Raw genomic sequence first — 19,953 nt, 5'->3', positions numbered from 1 at the left:
CCCTGCAAGCCTATACAATGGATAAAACCCGTAACTCCATTCGAGCCCTGATGGATCTCTCGCCCAAAGAGGCCCTGGTACGGCGTGCTGGCCAAGAGCTACGCCTGCCGGTGGAGGAACTGGTGGTGGGTGATCTTATCATCGTCAAGCCCGGTGAACGTATCCCAATGGACGGTGAAGTGGTGGTGGGGCGGACCGATGTGAACCAGGCCCCCATTACTGGTGAGTCCATGCCGGTGGAGAAAACCGTTGGTCAGGAGGTATACGCCGGGACCATCAATGGTCAAGGGGCCATTGAAATGAAAGTTACCAAGTTGGTGGAAGACACCACCCTGGCCAAAATCATTCAACTGGTGGAAGAGGCCCAGGCCCAGAAGGCACCGTCCCAGCAGTTTGTGGATGTCTTTGCCAAATACTACACACCGGCGGTAATCATAGCCGCTGTACTGGTTGCGGTGCTTCCCTGGCTGTTCTTTGGGCAGCCCTTTCAGCCCTGGTTTGAGCGAGCCTTGATCCTCTTAGTTGTTTCCTGCCCCTGTGCCCTGGTGATTTCTACCCCAGTGTCCATCGTGGCTGCCATTGGCAGTGCCGCTAAGAGAGGGGTATTGATTAAAGGCGGCGCTTATCTGGAAGAAGCAGGTGCCCTTAAAGTGATTGCCTTTGACAAGACCGGTACCCTGACCGCAGGTAAGCCGGAAGTAAACTCGGTCATTCCTACTGCGGATGTTCCCTTAGAACAGGTGCTGGAGATTGCGGCTACCATTGAAACCCGTTCCCAGCACCCCCTGGCAGAGGCGATTCTCAAATATGCCAGGGAACGGAATATTCAGATCCCAGAGGGCACCGATTTTCAATCCTTTACCGGCAAAGGGGCTGGGTTACAAATAAATGGTGAACCATACTACATCGGCAACAGACGCTTGTTGGCAGAGTTAAATATCCCCCTGGGGCATCTGCAGGAAGAACTCACCGCTTTGCAGGATCGTGGCCAGACGGTGATGCTTGTGAGTAGCAGTAAGGAGGTTCTGGGTCTCATTGCGGTGGCGGATAAAATCAGAGAAAGCAGTCGGGCTGCGGTGGCAGCATTGCACCGGGCAGGTATTACCAAGCTGGTGATGCTAACCGGGGATAACGCCGGCACAGCCAAAGTCATTGCCGAAGAATTAGGCATTGATGATTACCGGGCAGAACTGCTGCCGGAAAGTAAACTTTACGCCATTCAGCAGTTACAACATCAATATGGCAAGGCAGCAATGGTGGGCGATGGTGTAAACGATGCCCCGGCCCTGGCCGCCGCCACCGTGGGGATTGCGATGGGTGGTGCCGGTACAGACACCGCCCTGGAAACCGCAGACATTGCCCTGATGGCAGACGATCTGACCAAGCTACCCTATGCCATGCACCTAAGCCGTAAGGCACTGGGGGTGATTAAGCAGAATATCGGCTTCTCCCTGGTGGTAAAGGGGGTCTTCCTAGTAGCAACTTTCCTGGGCATGGCCAACCTATGGATGGCGGTCTTTGCGGATACCGGGGCAGCGTTACTTGTCATTGCTAACGGTATGCGGTTAATGAAGGTGGCTGACCCCTACACAGAGACAAAGGTTAAGCCCAACCAATCCAACCTGGCCAGTGTCAGTGTATAGCTGCCAGCAGATAAAAAAGTCCGCATTCTGTGAAAGGAATGCGGACTTTTCAATGGGAGGCACTACCGGTTTTCTTAACTCGTGAAAAAAATTCTCACGATTTGTAAGCCCATAACAAATGCAAAGATTGCAGTTATGAGGATCGCTACCCTTAAATCTTCTTCCTCCATTGGCTCACTCCTTCGGTCTTAGCAAGCTATTCGTAGGTTCGCTCCGATTTTTAGAGGGGTACCAGGAGATAATAAATTCTTGTCCAGGGAACAATGGGAATATTATAATGATAAAGTGAACGTTTCTATAATCGAAGGTCGGTTATCTACCCGGAGGTGATCCTGTGGCTCAAGAAAAGCAGGCGGATACCTGTGAAACTTTTTGCTTTAATGAAGAGAAGGTCGAACGATTAAAAACAGAAGTCAAAGCCACCGAGGGATTGGCGGAAATTTTCAAGGCATTGGCCGATGACACCAGAATGAAGATTATCTATGCCCTATCCCGTGACGAGCTTTGTGTTTGTGATGTGGCATCCATTATCGGTTCAACGGTGGCGGCGGCCTCTCATCATTTACGGTATTTGAAGAATGTGGGGTTAGCCAAGCAACGCAAGCAAGGGAAGATGGTCTTTTACTCCATTCATGATCACTGTGTAAAAATCATTATCGAAACAGCCCTAGCACATTATCAGCATGATGATAAGTAGAATAAAGGTTTTTAGTTAGATCTTAAAGGCGGAGATTTTCTCCGTCTTTTCTTTTTGGGAGGCTTCTCGGTTGCTATTTCTGGGATTGTCTTTAGAATAAAGTGCCATAATAAAGCAAATACCAAATATATGGGGTGGTTGTAGGATGGTGACGGGTAGAAAGGAACTCCTTTTAGAAGGGCTTAATTGTGCCAGTTGTGCCAGTAAGATAGAGGAGCAGATTAAAGCTCTGGCCGGGGTGACAGAGGTTTCTGTGAACTTTGCCACTAAAAAGCTGTCTCTGGAAACGGAGCGGGTAGAGGAGCTGGAGCAGGTCATCCAGGAAGTGAGGAACATCATCAGGAAGTTAGAGCCTGATGTGACGGTCTCTGAGAAAAAGGTTGATTTTACGCAGAAGAAAGCTTTTTTATTAATGGGGCTCGATTGTGCCAATTGTGCTGCCAAAATCGAGAGCCAGGTACAGAACATTTCGGGGGTTAAAAGTGCAATGGTAAACTTCCCGGCTAAGAAGCTCCTGGTGGAAGTGTCTTCTGGCAGTAACAATGCCGATATTCTTAGTCACATTCAGGAAAGAATTAAGCGAATTGAGCCTGATGTTGAGGTTCGGCCAGCGGGCGAAGAGAAGAAGGTTCTAGCCAGGGAAGAAGAAAAACACGGAGAAAAAATGGAAACCATCCGTCTGGCTGTGGGAGCGCTCCTTTTTGCCGTAGCCATTGTCTTTACATTCTCATTTACCACAGAGGCTGTACTCTATGGGATCAGCTATCTATTGGTGGGTGGCGAGGTACTGCTCAAAAGTGTGCGAAATATTTCCCGGGGGCAAGTCTTTGACGAGAATTTTTTAATGAGTATCGCCACCCTGGGGGCCTTCGCCATTCGGCAGTTCCCCGAGGCGGTGGCGGTGATGCTTTTTTACCAGGTGGGGGAATTGTTTCAGGACTATGCGGTGAATCGCTCCCGTAAATCCATTGCATCTCTGATGGATATCCGGCCTGACTTTGCTAACCTGAAAGTGGGTAACGAGACCAAGCAGGTCAGCCCGGAAAGTGTCAATATCGGAGATATCATTGTGGTGAAGCCGGGAGAAAAGGTACCCTTAGACGGTAAAGTGGTGGAGGGCACTTCGATGGTGGATACCTCCGCCATGACAGGGGAATCAGTGCCCAGGGAGGCCGTGCCAGGGGGAGATGTATTGGCTGGTTTCATCAATAAGAGCGGTGTGTTATCCATTGAAGTGACTAAGAAATTTGCAGAATCCACCGTTTCTAAAATACTGGATCTGGTGGAAAATGCAGCGGGCAAAAAGGCACCCACAGAGAATTTTATCACCAAGTTTGCCCGCTATTACACGCCGGTGGTGGTCTTTGGAGCCCTGGGGATTGCCCTTTTACCGCCGCTTTTTATTCCCGGGGCCACCTTTAGCCAGTGGATATACCGTGCTTTAGTGGTGCTGGTAATATCTTGCCCCTGTGCACTGGTGATCTCCATTCCTCTGGGCTTTTTCGGTGGCATCGGCGGAGCCTCCCGCAACGGGGTGCTGGTAAAGGGTGGCAATTACCTGGAGGCCTTGAACAATGTTAAGATTGCCGTGTTCGACAAGACTGGCACTCTGACCAAAGGCGTGTTTAAAGTTACCTCCCTTGTCCCGGCTGGAGATTTTAGTAAAGACAAGTTATTGGAATACGCCTCCTTTGCAGAAGTTCATTCCAACCACCCCATTGCTAAATCGATCATAGAGGCCTATGGGCAAAAGGTAGCCACGGAAAAAATAGAGACCTATGAAGAAATCAGCGGCCACGGCATTAAGGTAAAAGTGGGCGGGGAGGAAATCCTGGCGGGCAATATCAAATTGATGAAAAAGGAAGGCGTTGAATATTCCCAGGAGCAAATTGTGGGAACCGTTGTGCATCTGGCTGTGAATAAGAAATATGCCGGCTACATCGTCATTTCCGATGAAATCAAAGAGGATTCCCCCAGGGCTATGCAGCAGCTAAAAGAACTGGGTGTAAGAAAACTGGTGATGCTCACCGGCGATAACCAGGCCGTGGGCCAAGCCGTTGGTAAATCCCTCGGCTTGGATGAAGTGCGGGCGGAACTCTTGCCAGATCATAAGGTAGAGCAGGTTGAAAAGCTCAACCGGGAAAAGGGACCAAAAGAAAGACTAATGTTTGTGGGGGATGGTATTAACGATGCACCGGTTTTAGCCCGGGCGGACATCGGTGTGGCGATGGGGGGCCTGGGTTCAGACGCCGCCATCGAGGCGGCGGATGTGGTGCTGATGACAGACGAACCCTCCAAGTTGGCTACGGCCATCAAAATCGCACGTCGCACCCGGGGTATTGTCTGGCAGAACATCATCATGGCCATGCTGGTGAAGGGCATCTTCTTAGTGCTGGGTGCCTTTGGTGTGGCCACCATGTGGGAGGCGGTCTTTGCAGATGTGGGTGTAGCCTTAATTGCCATTCTCAATGCTATGCGGGTGATGCGGTTTAACCCCGCAGAACCTTTGGTTGCTAGATAAATAGACTATAGCATAAGCTCCCCAGCGGGAGCTTATTTTAGTTGTCATCCTTTTTTTCATCGGCGCTGTATGTCGTGTAAACCGGATTCTTCCTCTGTGCCATTTGGATTGTTACAAAAATGTTAAAAAGTTGTAACATTCCTGTGATATTCGAAGTTTATTATCATTATAAATACTAAAAATGGAGAAGTATGTCTTATTTCGTTCCAATCTAGTTCTTAGGACCACCTTCCAAAATGGCTATGGTTTCGCAGGAAATTAAATATTTATTGTAGAAATTTGCAATATAGACAACTATTAGGGGGATTAAATTGACCTTCCGACCGACTAAAAGATGGATCACCTATGGACTACTCATCAGCCTTTCGGTTTTTACTTTATCCTCGGTGGCGGAGTCCACAGGGCTTGATGATAAGCTCAAACAGGTAAGGCAAAAGCAAAGCCAAACCCAGCAAAGAATTACCGAACAAAAGGGTGAAGTAAGGGATATTACCCAAAAGATATCCGCATTAAATGCCACCATCAATGACAAACGCAATGAAATTGCCGATTTGAATGGACGTATCGCCGCCAACAAAAAGCAGTTAGCAGAAACCGAAGCATTACTGGAGCAGGCCGCAGAGAAACTGGAAAAGAGTAATGAAACCTTAAACCAGCGGGTAAGGTTCTATTACGAAAACGGTCAGGTGGCTTATCTGGAGGTGTTGCTGGAGGCCCGTAATTTTTCAGATTTCATCAATCGAGTGGAATTGATGAAAATGATTATGGAGCAAGATAAGGAGATTATCGATCGGGTAGCGAAGGAAAAGAAGGATATTGAAGTGGCCAAAGACCAGCTTAACAAGCGACAGCAAAATTTAGTGGCACTGCGGCAAGAGCAGGAGAGGAGCCGCCAGGAGTTGGCTGCCCGTCAGAGTGAGCAAGCGGGCTTATTAAAGGAAGCTCGGCAGGACTTAGACCAGTATGAGCGTGACTTGGATCGCTGGGAAAGCCAGGAACAAGAAATTTTACGACAAATCGCCTTGCAAAAGAGCAGCGGTACCACCACTCAATATAAAGGGGGCAGACTGCTCTGGCCGGTACCTGGCTATAACCAGACATCCTCGCCCTATGGCATGCGCTTTCACCCCATTTTAAAGAAGAATCGTCTGCATAACGGGCTGGACATTCCCGCTCCAACTGGGGTCAACGTGGTGGCTGCCGAGGATGGAAGGGTTATATCCGTAACCACCATGTCCGGTTATGGCAAGGTGGTGATGGTGGATCACGGTGGTGGCTTAAGCACCATGTACCCCCATTTATCTGCACAGTTAGTTAGTGAGGGACAAGTGGTGAAACGGGGTCAAGTAATCGCTAAGATTGGCACTACCGGTTTATCCACCGGCCCACACTTGCACTTTGAGGTATTAAAGAATGGTGTCCCCCAGAACCCGGCGGGGTATCTGTAGTCCATTGGCCTTCAGCTGTTGGTCATACTGTATTTTCTATTCACGAAACTAGGAGGTATTGCCCTTGAATATAAAGATCACACCGGAGGCTCGTCAGTATATTTTGGAAAAAGCTGGCGGTAAGGTTACCCTTCAATGTATGGTGGAGGGGGGCTGACGCTGCAGTACCCACGGAGGGGCTATCAATAGCCACACTCCCACCGTGCGTGGGGGAGCACCTTCTGCTCAGCAGAAAACCCACTTTCAGTCCCAGGAAGTCCAGGGTATCACCGTTTATATCGATCCACAAATACGCCTGGCGGAACCAGACCAACCGCTGGGGCTTCATTATGCCGGTTGGTGGATTTTTCGTTCCCTGGAGTTGTCCAATGCCGTCTGTGCTTGGCCTGGGGAGGAGTAAGGGGTTGTAAACTTTACATAACAACCTATTTCCAGCTATAATGATACCTGTGTTTTTTACCAGTTAATTGAAAGGAGCTGAACAATGGGGCAAACAAAGTGGACAATGAAAATATCCACCTGGCTTAGTCAACAGACAAAGCCTGTAAAGTGGGGGTTGGCGGGCCTTTTGAGTATGACGCTTCTATTAGGAGTGGTTTCAGGTGTGCTGGCCAATACCCCCTGTGAGATTAAGGTAGATGGACAGGTGGTGGCGGTGGCTGCCAACAAGCGAATGGCAGAAGTAGTCGTTAACCAGTTAACAGAGCAGCAACGTCAGCAGCTAAATCAGGTAACGCTAGTACAAAAGGTCAGCTTTGAGAGAACCACCGATAGACCAGTCCAAGTATTGCCGGAGGCCAAACTGCGCCAGATCTTGGCTGAAAAACTTACCTTTGAAACCACAGCGGTAGGTATCCAGGTGGCTGGAGAGGTGAAGGTCGTGGTGGCTGATAAGCAGACCGCCACACAAGTATTGGATAAACTCAAGCAGACCTACCAGGTCGACCCGGATTATCGGGTGTCCTTCCAAGAGAACGTCGCTCTGGTAGATTTGCCTGTGCTGTCAGATAAGGTACTGACAGGCGATGCAGCATTGAAAAAGCTGCTAGGTCAGGGTGAAGGCCCCCGGCTTTATACCGTCAAAGAAGGGGATACCCTTTGGGACATTGCCATTGCCTTTGATGTAAGCCCAGAAGAGGTGGAAAAGGCCAACCCAGGCTTCACCCCGGAGACCATGCAAATTGGACAAAAAATCAAGGTGCTAGGGGCACTGGAGCCCATGATCAGTGTGGTTGCCACCACTGAGAAAACCGTAACAGAGGATTATGAGGCACCTCAACAGGTCAAGAAAAATCCCAACCTACCCTACGGGACCAGTCGGGTTATCCAAGCGGGTGAGCAGGGACGCAAGGAAGTTACCTATCAGATTGTCGCAGTTAATGGCTTGGAAAATGAGCGTAAAGTGTTACAAAAAAAGATTCTGAAAGAAGCCAAACCCCAAATCATTGAAAGAAGCTCCCAGGTAATGGTGGCTTCCCGGGGCATTTCCCGGCCCGCCGGTGCCATTTCTTCCGCCTATGGCTCCCGCTGGGGACGCCAACACCAGGGGATTGACATTGCTCGCTCCTACGGTACAGCCATAGAAGCAGCCGGTGCAGGAAAGGTGATTCGGGCTGGATGGTTTGGAGGCTATGGTTTATGTGTGGAAATTAACCACGGCAATGGGGTGGTAACCCGTTATGCCCATATGTCAAGTGTTGGGGTAAAGGTAGGCCAGACGGTGCAAAGGGGACAGTTTATCGGAAAGGTTGGCTCCACCGGCAGATCCACCGGACCTCATCTACACTTTGAAAAATTGGTCAACGGTGTGCCTAAAAATCCAACTGCCTAAGGGCTTTGGCACAAGCCAAAGGGGTCGATTAGAGTGGCGTAAATGAACTAAATCCTAAAAAATAACCCGTATCAAATCCAAGTGGTACGGGTTTGCTACTTTTAATGCTTTTTGAAAAGATAAATGAGGCTTATTTTGGGAAATGAGTTTGGCCGAGTCCTTTATATTTTAAAACCATTGGCAGCGGCCTTTAAGGCATCGGCCAGTCTGGTTAATTCTTCGGTGGCGGAGGAAACATCCTGCAGGGCCGCTGTTTGGTCTTCGGTGGTGGCAGCCACATTTTGTACGCCAGCGGAAATCTGCTGCACGGCGGCGGATAGTTGCTGCACCTGGCCCGACAAGCCTCCGATGGTTTGCAGTAGGGAGCTAAAGCGACCGCTCACTTCATGAATGACTTCGGCACCGTTTTTGATATTGGCAGTACCTGTGTCCATTGAAGCCACAGCCGTTCCGGAGTCGGTATGGATTTGCTCAATGTGTGTACGAATTTTTCCGGCGGCAGCTGCCGATTGCTCTGCCAGTTTGCGTACTTCCTCCGCCACCACGGCAAAGCCTCTGCCCTGTTCTCCGGCTCGGGCCGATTCGATGGCGGCGTTTAAAGCCAGCATATTGGTCTGGTCGGCGATGTGGGTAATTAACTCTACAATCTGATTGACTTGACTTAGTTCTTGTACTAGCTTTTGTAACATTTGGGAGGCGTGTTGGCCAGAAGTAGCAATGACCTCAATTTGTTGGGTGATCCCCGCCATACCTTGCTGGCCTGCCTCGGCGGTGCTGGCTGTCTCCTGGGCCACTGTCGCCACCTGGTGGGTGTTGTGGGCAATCTGATCTGCGGAAGCAGAAATTTCGGAAATGGTGGCAGCATTGCGGCTGGCGGCGGTAGTCGTGTGCTGGGTTTGCTGGGATAAACCAGCCGCAGCGGTGGTTAGGCTGTCCGCCGTATGGATCAGGTGCCCCGCTAAGGCCCGGAGATTTGCTCGCATTTGGTTGAAGGAACGGGCCAGTGTGCTTAGTTCATCCCGGTTTTTCACCGGTAAGTCTCTGCCGCTTAAATCACCAGAGGCGATCTTGGCCGCTTCCTGGGCCATTTGTTGCAAAGGATGGGCAATCAGCCTCCCCATGAACAAGGCCAACAGAACACCGGCCAGCAGGGTGACGAGGGTTAGCAAAATTACAAAGCAATTTACGCTATCCACCTTTTTCTCCACACTAGATTTGGCCTCCTGTTCTTCTTTAGCTTGGTATTGGGCCAATTGCTCTACTGCTTGGTGAAATTTTTCTAACACTTGCTGGTTGCTGTGGATATACATTCGAGCTTCTTCTAACTTACCGGATTGGACCAGGGAAACGATCTCCTCCGTGTATTGGTCATATGCGTCCATCGATTGCTCAATTTGCGTCGCCAGTTGCCGGGTTTGGTCATGCTGGGCTAATTTTTTTACTTTTTTAATAGAATCGTCAGTCTGACCGTCTAAGGCCATTAGCTTATCTAGGTGTTGTTGGTCGCCGAAAAGTACATAGTTATTGAGAGCTGCTTCGGTAACCGCAAAGGAAACTTGGACATTTTTTGCTTCTTCCGTTAGCTGTAATTCTTTGTCAATAAAGTTGGTAAAGGTTTGCTCCACATTTTCCAGTTGTGTGTAAGAAGTGCCACTCAAAAGTAGTAGTAGTAACAACACCACACCAAAGCCTGATAATAGCTTGAATCGAATCCCCATAGAACCCCTCCACTCTTAATCAATACCAATATTTTCTATACTAGCACCCTAATTTCACAGCCATGTCACAGCAATGTAACATTTTTGTGATATTCCAGGGTTGTTGGGCATGGAGAGTGGTTATTACCTCCGCTCGGTTATTTAAATTTGGGAAAGGAAAGAATAATCGTTGCTAATTTAAATAATACAATGTTATTATATTAGCAAGTGATTATATAATCAATTGATGTTAAGATAACTTAACTGAAGGAGGGGTTTTAGATCATGGAAATTAAAGTATTAGGAACTGGCTGCCAGAAGTGCAAAGAAGTGGAGAAATTGGTGCGGGAGGTTTTAGCAGAAATAAACGTACCCGCCAATGTGGAAAAGGTGGAGGACATTGCCCAGATCGTGCAGTATGGTGTCATGCTTACACCAGGGCTGGTGATTAACGGGAAAGTCAAGGTATCTGGTCGGGTGCCCAACAAGGCCGATATCAAAAAGCTGATTGAGGAAGAAAATTAGTTAGTCAAAAATAACCACGACTTCTCAGTCGTGGTTATTCCGATTTTTGAGTGGTATTACACTAGCAGATAGCCAAAGGCGTTAAAGGTATAGCCGATGATGAGGATACCAACGGTTACAACCCCAACAAACACGGCGAGAAGCTTTGTCTTAACTACCTTTTTCAGGAGAATCATCGAAGGAAGGGACAATGCAGTTACCGCCATCATGAAAGCTAAAGCGGTTCCGATTCCCACTCCTTTCAAAACTAAAGCTTCGGCAATGGGCAGGGTACCAAAGATATCGGCGTACATGGGCACCCCTACCACTGTGGCTAAGAGTACAGAATACCACTTATCCTGGCCCAGTACCGCACTGATGATATGATCCGGTATCCAGTTATGAATGGCAGCCCCAATTCCTACGCCAATGAGGATATAGAGCCATACTCTTTTAACGATGTCCTTCACCTGGCTTTTGGCAAATTCCACTCTGGCACGAGTTGTTAACTCCTCTACTTCAACATCAGCCATTTGATTGCCGAAAACAAAGGGCTCTACATATTCCTCCATCTTGGCTTTGCTGATAACAGTGCCCCCGATCACAGCCAGTATCAGTCCAACGACTACATAGGCAATGGCAATCTTCCAGTTGAAGATGCTGGCCAGTAACAGAACAGAGGCTAAGTCTACCAGCGGGGAAGAAATTAAAAAGGAGAAAGTCACGCCTATGGGCAGGCCGGCGCTGGTAAAGCCGATAAAAAGCGGAATGGAAGAGCAGGAACAAAAGGGAGTTACCGTGCCCAATAAGGCGGCCAGTGTATTGGCTGTGATGCCGTTGAATCTGCCTAATATTTTACGGGTCCGCTCCGGAGGAAAGAAACTCTGGATATAGGAAATTGCAAAAATAAGTACGGATAGCAGGATAAATATTTTAATTACATCGTAGATGAAAAAATGAATACTGCCGCCCAAACGTTCTTGAATGCTTAAGCCAAAGCCCTGTTCCACTAAGGTTTTAACCAGGTTGGAGAGCCACTCCATCTTGAGCAGTTGACTATTTAACCAGTCAAATATAAACATACACTCATCCCCTTACCTTTTCTCTGAGCTGACAAAACAAAACTCTTGCTGGACTAAAACAACTCCTAAGCCTTGTTTGATCAGCAAGTTCTGTAGACTTGGGTTAACCAGTTGATAACCGTCTCCTTTCTGACCCCAATTTATATATTAAAATATAATTATATATGCATATTAAGTCTTAAATGATGAATTGTCAATATCATTTGCGAAAGGGTTAAAGCTATGATCACAAGGTCGCAGGCTTGTTCGGCGGTCTTTTTTATTTGTAAAACTTTTACAATTTGCTTGTTTACTGGGAATATTGGTGCTAATATATAATAAATTTATAATATAAGCAAAAAGTAGGGTAGATGAAGGAGGCGGGTTCATGAAGAAGCGTGGCAAACTGGTGCTGCTGGGTATGATTTTGCTAGCCTTTGTGGCGGTGGCTAGCAAACCCCTTTGGTCCGGGGGCGGAGAGAAAGTAGAAACACCCCAGGTGGTTACCACTCAGACCAAAGCCGGTCAAACAGACACCAATAAAAGTGAGCCAGGTCAAGCAAAGGCCAGTTCAACGGATGCTAGCCAGAACTCGGCAGTTCAGCAACAAACAAGTGCTGTTAACACAAAGGCCCCCAAGCTGACTAAACTTTTAGAAGATAGCTTTGCCAAAGGCAAGCCCGTGGCGGTGGTTTATACCTACAACGCCGATTGCTGACCCACCACCCAGGAATTCTTTTCCAACCACCGGTCGGTGGTACAGCAAATAGAAAAGAAATACGGCGCTCAGCTAACCTTTACTTGGATTGATATCGCAGTTTACCAGGAGTCCGAAGGGGAACAATTAAACAAAACCGCTGCAGACATGAAGGTGCAAACCGCCCCAGCCCTGGTGCTTTTTGATCGTAAGCAGAAGTTGGTGCAGACCTGGATGGGAGAACTAAATCAGGCTGAGGTCAGCAAAGCCATCGAACAGGTGGTGAAGTAGATGCCCTCGCTGGAATCCCTTTTAGCTGGCTCTTTACTATTTTCCCTGCTGGCAGCCCTAACAGCAGGACTGTTCAGTGGCATTAGCCCCTGCACTTTACCCACCGCCGTGATGGTGGTGGCCTATGTGGGCGGCTATGACAATCGCTCAAGGCTAAAGGGCTTTATCCTGTCTTTATCCTTTGTGCTGGGCTTATCCCTCACCCTGGCCGTGGCCGGAGCGGTGGTGTCCGCCGTGGGCGGGCTGTTTATGGGGAGCAAGGTGGTCTGGTATGTGGCTGCCCTGGTGGCAGTGCTGATGGGTGCCAATCTGCTGGGGCTCTTTAAACTGCCCGGTTTTGGCATCAACCCCACCGGGGTCAAGCAGGGCAGTGGCGTGCTGGGGGCCTTTTTGTTGGGCATCCCCTTTGCCATCATTGCCTCTCCCTGCACCGCTCCCATCACCGCCACGGTGCTGGCCTACGCCGCCACCAAAGGCAGTGTCTGGTACGGCTTTACCCTCCTCTTTGCCTACGCAATGGGCCGCAGCATCCCGCTCTTGGCAGCGGGAACCTTTACCTCGGTTTTGAAAAACGCCTCGAAATTTGAGAATTTTAGCTTGGTGGTGCAAAGGATTAGTGGTGTGGCTTTGATTGGGCTGGGCTTTTATCTGCTGTATGGCATCGTTGGCTAGTTGAATAACATGGACAGGATCAAACCTGTCCTTTTTCATTTTCCCCCTTGCCAGACAAGGTTGCTTAGGAATATAATGTGTTTAACCAATATACATAGAGGGGTAATGTATTATGAAGTACGAGACAGAGGAGTATTGGAATGGGTTGGTGCGCATGAGTTTATCTCGCTTTTTTATTTTGCGGGTACTTTGCTGTCGGTCCCTGCATGGCTATGAGATTACCAAAGAGGTGGCCGCACTGACGGAGGGTTGCTGCGCTCCTACCGAAGGGGGACTCTATCCGGTGTTGCGAGAGTTTGAAGAAAATGGGTTGGTGACCTGTGTTACGGAGCTTAATGGCAAAAGGGAACGCAAGGTCTATAGCCTGACAGAAAAAGGGACTAGAGCCTATGAAACAGCCAGCAAAGCCTGGATGAAGGCCGCAGAGTATATACTGGCAGAAGTGAGTAGGCCGGGGCTGTAACCGGCTAGAGGAGGGAACAATGTTGGAATTGAATAACCTTACCCAAGCGGGCAAATTCTTTCTCATTATCTCTGGGGAGTTAATCGCTCTCTTTATCGGGATATCCTTTCTAATTGGCCTGTTACAAGAGTATATCCCCCCGGAGAAAATTAGGGCGGTGTTGACCAGACAGAAAAAATTTGTGGGGAATATAATCGGGGCAGCCTTTGGGGCCTTAACCCCCTTCTGCTCCTGCTCCACCATTCCTATGTTGGTGGGATTACTAAACGGTGGGGCACCCTTTGGGGCGGCCATGTCCTTTTTAATTGCTTCACCACTGCTAAATCCTGTGATTCTGGTCATGTTCTTAGGTCTATTGGGTCTAAAGGTGACGGTGATTTATGGAGCCATTACCTTCGTGGCAGCGGTACTCACGGGGGCTATCTGGGAGAGAATGGGCTTAGCGGACCAGTATAAGCAGGTAGTCACCCGGAGCAGTTGTTGCTGCTGTGGGGAGGGTGCGGAAGAAACGGCGGCTGCCACCGAAGTAAGCCAAACCTTTGAAGCAAAGCTTAAGCGAGCGGGGGAAATGGCCTGGTCTTTGTTCCGGCAGACCTTTCCCTACCTTATTCTTGGCGCAGCCATTGGTGCCTTTATCTATGGCTTTATACCAGAGGATTGGGTGGCAAAGGTGGCTGGCCCAGATAATCCCCTGGCTATTCCGGCGGCGGCCATTGTAGGTGTACCCATGTATATTCGGGTAGAAACCATGCTGCCCATCAGTACGGTGTTGTTAGATAAAGGAATGAGTATGGGGGCAATATTGGCCTTGATTATTGGAGGGGCCGGGGCCAGCATCCCGGAAGTGATTATCCTATCTTCCATTTTCCGCCGTAAGCTGGTAGCAGCCTTTGTGTTCACCATTATTTTGGTGGCCATTGTGGCTGGTTATTTATGTGAGATATTACTATAGCGTAACGCAAAGAGGAACACTCTTTAGATCAAGTGTGTTCCTCTTTTGTATTGCTAGCTCTCTAGGGGCAGGCAATGAGCCGCCGGGACCACAGGCAATCGGCACAGGAGGGGTTGTTACCCCAGCAGTCTGCTTCATTGGTGTCGGTGTAGGAGCAGCCGTCCACAGATTTGCAGTCGGTGCAGGAGGGGATTTTAAAATCCTTGAGCTTACTACGAAAGTTGACATAGGCTGGGTCGGTCCAGATATCACCCAGGGTGCTTTGGTTGACATTACCCAAGTAGAAGGGGTACATCTCCTTTTTGCGCCCGTAGATGTAGCAATGGTAGGCGTGCATCAGGGCGTAACAGGGGGCCACTTCGCCTCGGTAGGTGATGGTGGCGGCTTTGTCTTCCACAAACTTGCACTGCCGGTCGGTGCGGATTTTCATATAGGGCATCTTGGCGTGGATCTTAACCAATATGTCGTCTTTGCCGTGGTTAAGCTGTGTATCGTCCAGGTCGTAGAGGATTTCATCCTTCATTTCCTCATTATAGGGCAGCACGTTGGTGACGATCACCTGATGGGCTTTTAATTCTATGGATAGGCGAATGAGCTTGGCCAGTTTATGGAAGTTTTTCTTCATGGCCACAAACTCGATGCCCAGCTCTGGCAGCTTGCTTTGGGCCGCTGCTTTGGCAGCATTTAGGGCTTTGATATTATCCACCACCGGGGCAAAGTCTGTCTGGCGGATTTGGTTGTATTCCTCCTCATCGGGGCCGTCCAGGGAGATAAAGATGGCATCTAGTGGGAGGTTTACTAGCCTGGCAATATTTTCTGGGGTTAAAAAGGAACCGTTCGTAATCATCTCCACCCGCAGCCCCAGGGCTTTCACGTCCCGCAGCATATCAAAAAAACGGGGGTGGCTCATGGGTTCCCCAAAGCCGCCGAAATGTACCACTTCCAGCTCTGGCAATTGCCGCATCTGGTCCAGTAACCGCTCAAAGGTGGTCCATTCCATCTGGCCCATATCATCTAACCAGGAGTTGCGAATGCAGGTGGTGCAGGAAAAGTTACAGAGGGTCGTTACTTCAATATAGAGTTTTTTAATGTCTTGACGCAGGGGAAGGATTTTGTAGCCTTCCTCGGTGGTGAGCAGTAGGGCCTCGGAAGCACTGGGGTCTGCTAGGCATAGGCCGAGATCACTGAGTTTGATTTTTTTGCCTCCGGCCAGGTTATCTTTAGAATGGACATTGATTTTATTCATGACGGGCCTCCTCAGTTGGTTGATCAGTTAGTGGGGAGGGGAATGCAAGGCAACCCCAGCAAGGGGCAGGGTGCTGCTCCTTGCTGGGGTTACTAAATTTAGTGAAAATTATTTTACTGCACCACTGCTGGTAAAGTATTTCTTTTTGAAGCCCAGAGCTACACTGACCAGGGCAATCATCACGGGCACTTCGATCAGGGGGCCAATAACCGCCGCAAAGGCAGCACCGGATTCGATGCCGAAGATGGCCACGGCCACCGCAATGGCTAGCTCAAAGTTATTGCTGGCAGCGGTAAAGGCCAGGGTGGTGCTTTGGCCGTAGTTGACGCCGCTGCGTTTGCTCATAAAGAAAGACAGGAAGAACATGATGGTAAAGTAAATTAAGAGCGGGATGGAAATCCGTACCACATCCATCGGCAGTTCCACAATATACTTGCCCTTCAGGGAGAACATAATCACGATGGTGAATAGCAGGGCAATCAGAGCCAGTGGGCTGATACGGGGAATAAACTCTTTCTCATACCACTCCTTACCCTTGCGGGGTACCAGTAAAGCCCTGGTTAGCATACCACCGGCAAAGGGAATGCCCAGGTAAATGAGGACACTCTTAGCTACTTCCGCCATCGAGACGTGCACTTCAATGGCTTCCATACCCAGCCAGCCTGGTACCAGGGTAATAAAGAAGTAAGCATAAATAGAGTAAAAGACCATTTGGAAAATGGAATTCACAGCCACCAAAGCGGCGGCGTATTCATTGTCCCCTTTGGCTAGATCGTTCCAGACTATTACCATTGCGATGCAGCGGGCCAGACCAATTAGAATAAGTCCAATCATATAATCAGGATAATCCCGCAGGAAGGCAATGGCTAGCACAAACATCAGGGTGGGGCCGATAATCCAGTTTTGTACCAGAGAAAGCCCCATGACTTTACCATTCTTAAAGGCTTTGCCCATTTCTTCATATTTCACCTTTGCCAGGGGTGGGTACATCATGACGATGAGGCCCACGGCAATGGGAATGGAAGTGGTACCGATGGACATACTGTTTAACCAATCGGCAATGCCGGGAAATACATAACCCAGACCTACCCCAATGGCCATTGCCAGGAAAATCCACAGGGTTAGAAAACGGTCTAGGGTAGACAGTCTTTTTTCTGCCATGTTCTTAATTCCTCCTTATTCATCTTTTTCGCAGACGGATCTTTTCAGGCCCATCAATTCACAATAATTGGGGGTCTCTCGCAGGGCCGAAGGTTTGATATTAGCGGTGGTGGCCTGCAGTAACTCCCCTAAATGCTGCTCCACCAATGGGTAAATCTGTTGCAAGCCACAGGCCTTTAGGGTGTACAGCACCAGTTTGCCATGTTTGACGCTTTCTATTAAGTCCGCCTGGCGCAAAATTTTTAAATGGTGCGACACCGCTGGTTGGGAGAGGCTAAGACCCTGCATGATTTCACAGACGCTTAGCTCCTGCCCCGAGAGCATTTGCAGGATGTTCAGCCGATGGGCATCCCCCAGGGCCTTATAAAGATTCACTAACCGTTCCATATCTCACCACCTCATATATTTAAATGTTTAAATATGATTATTTATTATATTACTATTTAATGATATAATCAACTTGTACTCCGTTAAAAATTTTTAATGGTAACTTCACGGAACCTTAATTGCTTTTTGAAGCGGGTTAGACTAAAAATATTGCATAGCAAAAGATCACCAGGTTTCATAAAAACGAACAGAGGAGAGAAGACATCAGACATGAAGATTGCCATTTTTGCAGATGTACACAGTAACCTATTAGGCTTGCAAGCAGTGCTGGCGGATATTCGGCAAAGGGATGTAGACGCCACCTACTGTGTGGGGGATTTGGTGGGCTATGGCCCTCGGCCCAATGAAGTAATCGACCTGCAGAGGCAGGAGAACATTCCCACCATCATGGGGAACTACGATGATGCCATCGGCAATATGCGGTTTATCTGCGGGTGTGACTATAAGAATGAACAGGCCAGGCAACTGGGGGAAAGCTCCATCCTCTGGACCAAAGAGCATACCTCCGAAGCAAATAAAGGATGGCTCCAGAAGTTGCCCGAGCGTTTGGCGTTTACTGCCGGTGGATTGAAATTCCTGTTGGTACACGGCAGCCCCCGTCAGCTGAATGAATACCTTTTTGAAAACACACCCGAAGAAACCCTCAAGCAGTTCTTAACGGAAAATCATTGTGATGTGCTGGTTTGCGGCCACACCCACTTGCCCTATCACAAGCAGGTGAACGGTGGGCATGTCATCAATGTCGGCAGTGCCGGGAAACCCAAACACGGCAATGCCAATGTGGGCTATGCTCTGGTAAATGTGACGGAAGGGAATTTGACCGTGGAGTTTATTCAGGTATCCTATGATTTTGAACAAACAGCCAGGGAAATCGAGGCCGTGGGCCTGCCGAAGGAATTTGCTGAGATTATTCGCACCGGGAAGGCCTAAAGATTCACGTAATGGGCTTTTTATTTTCACGCTAACCGCCATCAACTGGTTTTATCATAGAAAGTGTTATATAATAATATTAGAATGAACTAGGCGGTGACGTGATGCAAGAAAAAATAGCCCAACGAAAAGCAGATTTATTTAAAGCCATTTCTCATCCCACCCGTATCCGCATTTTGGATTTGCTCAGTGATGGTGAGCATTGTGTGTGCGATATCTTTGAAGGTCTCAATGTGGAACAGGCCAATACTTCCCAGCACCTGTCGGTGATGAAAAAGCAAGGCATCTTGCAGAGCAGAAAAGAGGGACTGCGGGTGATCTACAGCATCAAAAACCCGGAAGTCATTGAGATGCTGGAATTGGCCAATCAAATCCTGAAAAAAGAAGCGGACGAAGCCATGAGCACCTTTGCAGGCGTAGCGGAAAAATAGTGTCACAGCACTCCACAGATTTGTGGGGTGTTTTTTGTTTCTACCCTTGCTTTCCATCAAAAAAAATTGATATGATGGGGTTATGAACAACAATGTGAAAATTGCCAAAGCACTGAGTGACCCCATTCGCTACAAAATTATGCTGATGTTGGCCCAGAGTGAGGCTGGTTGTTGTCCCATACCCGGTGTGGAAGATCAGCGGCCAGGTTTATGTAATTGTGAGCTCATGACAGAGCTGGGTCTTATCCAATCCAGGGTGTCCTATCACATGAAAGAACTGGTGGAGGCAGGGTTAGTGACCGAGGAACCCAGGGGGAAGTGGAAGATGTATTTTATCAATACCAAGAGCTTGCGACAATTCATGGAGCAGCTAAACCAGGATTTTGCCCTGAGGTAAATTTTTTTGGGTGGATCAATCAAAAAAACTTGATATGAAGGAGGGTTTTGAATGAATGAAAGTATCCGGGAAATGGTGCGGCAAAGTTATGCCAGAGCCATCAGCCAAAAGGGTGGCGGTTGTTGTGGGGGTAGCAGTTGCTGCTGTGGGTCCACAGACCAGTCCAACCCCATTACCGGCGGGCTTTACGGCTCGGAGCAGGTGGCAGGCTTGCCAGAGGATTTGGTGGCCAATACCTTTGGCTGTGGCAACCCCACGGCCCTGGCAGAACTCCATCCCGGCGAAGTGGTACTGGATTTAGGCAGCGGGGCGGGGCTTGATGTATTGCTATCGGCCCGCCGGGTGGGTCCTACGGGTAAGGCCTATGGCTTAGATATGACCGATGAAATGCTGGCCGAAGCCAGGGCGAACCAAGCGAAGGCTGGTATCACCAATGTGGAGTTTTTAAAAGGTCACCTGGAGGCAATCCCTCTGCCAGATCATTGCATCGATGTGATTATTTCTAACTGTGTAATCAATCTTTCGGCAGATAAAGATCAGGCCCTGCGGGAGGCCTATCGGGTATTAAAGCCAGGTGGACGCTTGGCGGTGTCTGATATTGTTTTAACCAGGCCCTTACCAGAAAGACTGCAGCAGGATTTACTGGCCTGGGCCGGTTGTATAGCCGGTGCCCTGCAGGAACAGGAATACCGAGAGAAGCTAGCTGCCGCTGGCTTTGCGGATAGCGAAGTACAGGTGACCCGAGTCTACGATTTCACCGGTGCCCAGGGCCAACAGATTTTGCCCAATTCTTCGGAGGAAGAGCGACAGGAGATCCAGGGGGCAGTGGTCAGTGCCTTCATCCGGGCTAAGAAGCCGCCGATGAAGTGACTGCCGGGCGTAGATTATCATATTAGAATGGCCACTGACCGAGATTACCCAGCG

The 19,953-nt window shown here is 49.0% G+C and carries 21 protein-coding genes; 16 read left to right on the top strand and 5 right to left on the bottom strand.

Translation table 11 applies throughout. The features are described 5' to 3' along the window. The 6 genes from BUA78_RS14620 to BUA78_RS14595 all read left to right on the top strand — a co-directional run. A partial coding sequence (locus tag BUA78_RS14620) for a heavy metal translocating P-type ATPase (RefSeq protein WP_072915780.1) occupies window positions 1–1,643 on the top strand: 1,643 nt, incomplete at its 5' end. Between the two features lie 334 nt (window positions 1,644–1,977). Then, window positions 1,978–2,340, top strand: coding sequence for an ArsR/SmtB family transcription factor (locus tag BUA78_RS14615; protein ID WP_072915782.1), 363 nt, complete (start codon window positions 1,978–1,980; stop codon window positions 2,338–2,340). A gap of 145 nt (window positions 2,341–2,485) precedes the next feature. Next, complete coding sequence (locus tag BUA78_RS14610; RefSeq protein ID WP_072915784.1) at window positions 2,486–4,861, top strand: heavy metal translocating P-type ATPase; 2,376 nt, start codon at window positions 2,486–2,488, stop codon at window positions 4,859–4,861. Window positions 4,862–5,172: 311 nt separating this feature from the next. After that, on the top strand, window positions 5,173–6,309 hold the full coding sequence (locus tag BUA78_RS14605) for a murein hydrolase activator EnvC family protein (protein ID WP_072915787.1): 1,137 nt from the start codon (window positions 5,173–5,175) through the stop codon (window positions 6,307–6,309). Between the two features lie 202 nt (window positions 6,310–6,511). Then, the gene (locus BUA78_RS14600; RefSeq protein WP_072915789.1) at window positions 6,512–6,709 is read left to right on the top strand and encodes a hypothetical protein; all 198 of its coding nucleotides are present in this window, start codon (window positions 6,512–6,514) and stop codon (window positions 6,707–6,709) included. A gap of 84 nt (window positions 6,710–6,793) precedes the next feature. After that, entirely contained in the window at window positions 6,794–8,140 is a 1,347-nt protein-coding gene (locus BUA78_RS14595; protein WP_072915792.1) for a peptidoglycan DD-metalloendopeptidase family protein, read from the top strand. A 161-nt stretch (window positions 8,141–8,301) separates the two neighbouring features. Here the strand turns inward: BUA78_RS14595 and BUA78_RS14590 are convergent, their stop codons facing one another. Beyond that, window positions 8,302–9,858: a methyl-accepting chemotaxis protein gene (locus tag BUA78_RS14590; RefSeq protein WP_072915794.1), complete on the bottom strand. Its 1,557-nt coding sequence runs from the start codon at window positions 9,856–9,858 to the stop codon at window positions 8,302–8,304. Between the two features lie 264 nt (window positions 9,859–10,122). Between BUA78_RS14590 and BUA78_RS14585 the strand changes: the two genes are divergently transcribed. Beyond that, the gene (locus BUA78_RS14585) at window positions 10,123–10,362 is read left to right on the top strand and encodes a thioredoxin family protein (RefSeq protein ID WP_072915797.1); all 240 of its coding nucleotides are present in this window, start codon (window positions 10,123–10,125) and stop codon (window positions 10,360–10,362) included. A gap of 56 nt (window positions 10,363–10,418) precedes the next feature. Here BUA78_RS14585 and BUA78_RS14580 read toward each other — a convergent pair whose 3' ends face one another. Further along, window positions 10,419–11,423: a permease gene (locus tag BUA78_RS14580; protein WP_072915800.1), complete on the bottom strand. Its 1,005-nt coding sequence runs from the start codon at window positions 11,421–11,423 to the stop codon at window positions 10,419–10,421. A gap of 367 nt (window positions 11,424–11,790) precedes the next feature. On the opposite strand from BUA78_RS14580, the gene BUA78_RS14575 reads away from it, so the two are divergent. The 5 genes from BUA78_RS14575 to BUA78_RS14555 all read left to right on the top strand — a co-directional run bounded on the left by BUA78_RS14575 (window position 11,791) and on the right by BUA78_RS14555 (window position 14,477). Next, window positions 11,791–12,120, top strand: a complete 330-nt coding sequence (locus tag BUA78_RS14575; protein ID WP_072915803.1) for a hypothetical protein — start codon at window positions 11,791–11,793, stop codon at window positions 12,118–12,120. A 36-nt stretch (window positions 12,121–12,156) separates the two neighbouring features. After that, the gene (locus BUA78_RS14570; RefSeq protein ID WP_072915805.1) at window positions 12,157–12,390 is read left to right on the top strand and encodes a YbbN family protein; all 234 of its coding nucleotides are present in this window, start codon (window positions 12,157–12,159) and stop codon (window positions 12,388–12,390) included. After that, window positions 12,391–13,062: a cytochrome c biogenesis CcdA family protein gene (locus BUA78_RS14565; RefSeq protein ID WP_072915808.1), complete on the top strand. Its 672-nt coding sequence runs from the start codon at window positions 12,391–12,393 to the stop codon at window positions 13,060–13,062. A 112-nt stretch (window positions 13,063–13,174) separates the two neighbouring features. Further along, window positions 13,175–13,525, top strand: a complete 351-nt coding sequence (locus tag BUA78_RS14560; protein WP_072915810.1) for a PadR family transcriptional regulator — start codon at window positions 13,175–13,177, stop codon at window positions 13,523–13,525. Between the two features lie 19 nt (window positions 13,526–13,544). Beyond that, complete coding sequence (locus BUA78_RS14555) at window positions 13,545–14,477, top strand: permease (protein ID WP_072915812.1); 933 nt, start codon at window positions 13,545–13,547, stop codon at window positions 14,475–14,477. 61 nt (window positions 14,478–14,538) lie between these two features. Here BUA78_RS14555 and BUA78_RS14550 read toward each other — a convergent pair whose 3' ends face one another. From BUA78_RS14550 to BUA78_RS14540, 3 genes are all read right to left on the bottom strand, one after another. Continuing rightward, window positions 14,539–15,723, bottom strand: coding sequence for a tungsten cofactor oxidoreductase radical SAM maturase (locus BUA78_RS14550; RefSeq protein WP_072915815.1), 1,185 nt, complete (start codon window positions 15,721–15,723; stop codon window positions 14,539–14,541). A gap of 108 nt (window positions 15,724–15,831) precedes the next feature. Continuing rightward, window positions 15,832–16,884, bottom strand: coding sequence for an ACR3 family arsenite efflux transporter (gene arsB, locus BUA78_RS14545; protein WP_072915817.1), 1,053 nt, complete (start codon window positions 16,882–16,884; stop codon window positions 15,832–15,834). A gap of 15 nt (window positions 16,885–16,899) precedes the next feature. After that, a complete protein-coding gene (locus BUA78_RS14540; protein ID WP_072915820.1) occupies window positions 16,900–17,271 on the bottom strand; it encodes an ArsR/SmtB family transcription factor in 372 nt (123 codons plus the stop codon). Window positions 17,272–17,481: 210 nt separating this feature from the next. Between BUA78_RS14540 and BUA78_RS14535 the strand changes: the two genes are divergently transcribed. From BUA78_RS14535 to BUA78_RS14520, 4 genes are all read left to right on the top strand, one after another. After that, the gene (locus BUA78_RS14535; protein ID WP_072915822.1) at window positions 17,482–18,201 is read left to right on the top strand and encodes a metallophosphoesterase family protein; all 720 of its coding nucleotides are present in this window, start codon (window positions 17,482–17,484) and stop codon (window positions 18,199–18,201) included. Window positions 18,202–18,305: 104 nt separating this feature from the next. Beyond that, on the top strand, window positions 18,306–18,632 hold the full coding sequence (locus BUA78_RS14530) for an ArsR/SmtB family transcription factor (protein WP_072915825.1): 327 nt from the start codon (window positions 18,306–18,308) through the stop codon (window positions 18,630–18,632). Between the two features lie 82 nt (window positions 18,633–18,714). Continuing rightward, a complete protein-coding gene (locus BUA78_RS14525; protein WP_072915828.1) occupies window positions 18,715–19,029 on the top strand; it encodes an ArsR/SmtB family transcription factor in 315 nt (104 codons plus the stop codon). 51 nt (window positions 19,030–19,080) lie between these two features. Further along, entirely contained in the window at window positions 19,081–19,899 is an 819-nt protein-coding gene (locus BUA78_RS14520; RefSeq protein WP_072915831.1) for an arsenite methyltransferase, read from the top strand. The last annotated feature ends 54 nt before the right edge of the window (window positions 19,900–19,953 follow it).

Source organism: Desulforamulus aeronauticus DSM 10349, from assembly GCF_900142375.1.
In the GTDB taxonomy this organism is placed as follows: Bacteria; Bacillota; Desulfotomaculia; order Desulfotomaculales; family Desulfotomaculaceae; genus Desulfotomaculum; species Desulfotomaculum aeronauticum.
This window is presented reverse-complemented; position numbering and strand designations above follow the sequence as displayed.

Excerpts from the sequence above, each read along its gene's own strand:
- BUA78_RS14540 (WP_072915820.1), bottom strand. The coding sequence starts at position 17,271 with ATGGAACGGTTAGTGAATCTTTATAAGGCCCTGGGGGATGCCCATCGG.
- BUA78_RS14560 (WP_072915810.1), top strand. The coding sequence starts at position 13,175 with ATGAAGTACGAGACAGAGGAGTATTGGAATGGGTTGGTGCGCATGAGT.
- BUA78_RS14530 (WP_072915825.1), top strand. The coding sequence starts at position 18,306 with ATGCAAGAAAAAATAGCCCAACGAAAAGCAGATTTATTTAAAGCCATT.
- arsB (WP_072915817.1), bottom strand. The coding sequence starts at position 16,884 with ATGGCAGAAAAAAGACTGTCTACCCTAGACCGTTTTCTAACCCTGTGG.
- BUA78_RS14595 (WP_072915792.1), top strand. The coding sequence starts at position 6,794 with ATGGGGCAAACAAAGTGGACAATGAAAATATCCACCTGGCTTAGTCAA.
- BUA78_RS14535 (WP_072915822.1), top strand. The coding sequence starts at position 17,482 with ATGAAGATTGCCATTTTTGCAGATGTACACAGTAACCTATTAGGCTTG.
- BUA78_RS14580 (WP_072915800.1), bottom strand. The coding sequence starts at position 11,423 with ATGTTTATATTTGACTGGTTAAATAGTCAACTGCTCAAGATGGAGTGG.
- BUA78_RS14590 (WP_072915794.1), bottom strand. The coding sequence starts at position 9,858 with ATGGGGATTCGATTCAAGCTATTATCAGGCTTTGGTGTGGTGTTGTTA.
- BUA78_RS14525 (WP_072915828.1), top strand. The coding sequence starts at position 18,715 with ATGAACAACAATGTGAAAATTGCCAAAGCACTGAGTGACCCCATTCGC.
- BUA78_RS14610 (WP_072915784.1), top strand. The coding sequence starts at position 2,486 with ATGGTGACGGGTAGAAAGGAACTCCTTTTAGAAGGGCTTAATTGTGCC.
- BUA78_RS14575 (WP_072915803.1), top strand. The coding sequence starts at position 11,791 with ATGAAGAAGCGTGGCAAACTGGTGCTGCTGGGTATGATTTTGCTAGCC.
- BUA78_RS14520 (WP_072915831.1), top strand. The coding sequence starts at position 19,081 with ATGAATGAAAGTATCCGGGAAATGGTGCGGCAAAGTTATGCCAGAGCC.
- BUA78_RS14565 (WP_072915808.1), top strand. The coding sequence starts at position 12,391 with ATGCCCTCGCTGGAATCCCTTTTAGCTGGCTCTTTACTATTTTCCCTG.
- BUA78_RS14555 (WP_072915812.1), top strand. The coding sequence starts at position 13,545 with ATGTTGGAATTGAATAACCTTACCCAAGCGGGCAAATTCTTTCTCATT.
- BUA78_RS14550 (WP_072915815.1), bottom strand. The coding sequence starts at position 15,723 with ATGAATAAAATCAATGTCCATTCTAAAGATAACCTGGCCGGAGGCAAA.
- BUA78_RS14585 (WP_072915797.1), top strand. The coding sequence starts at position 10,123 with ATGGAAATTAAAGTATTAGGAACTGGCTGCCAGAAGTGCAAAGAAGTG.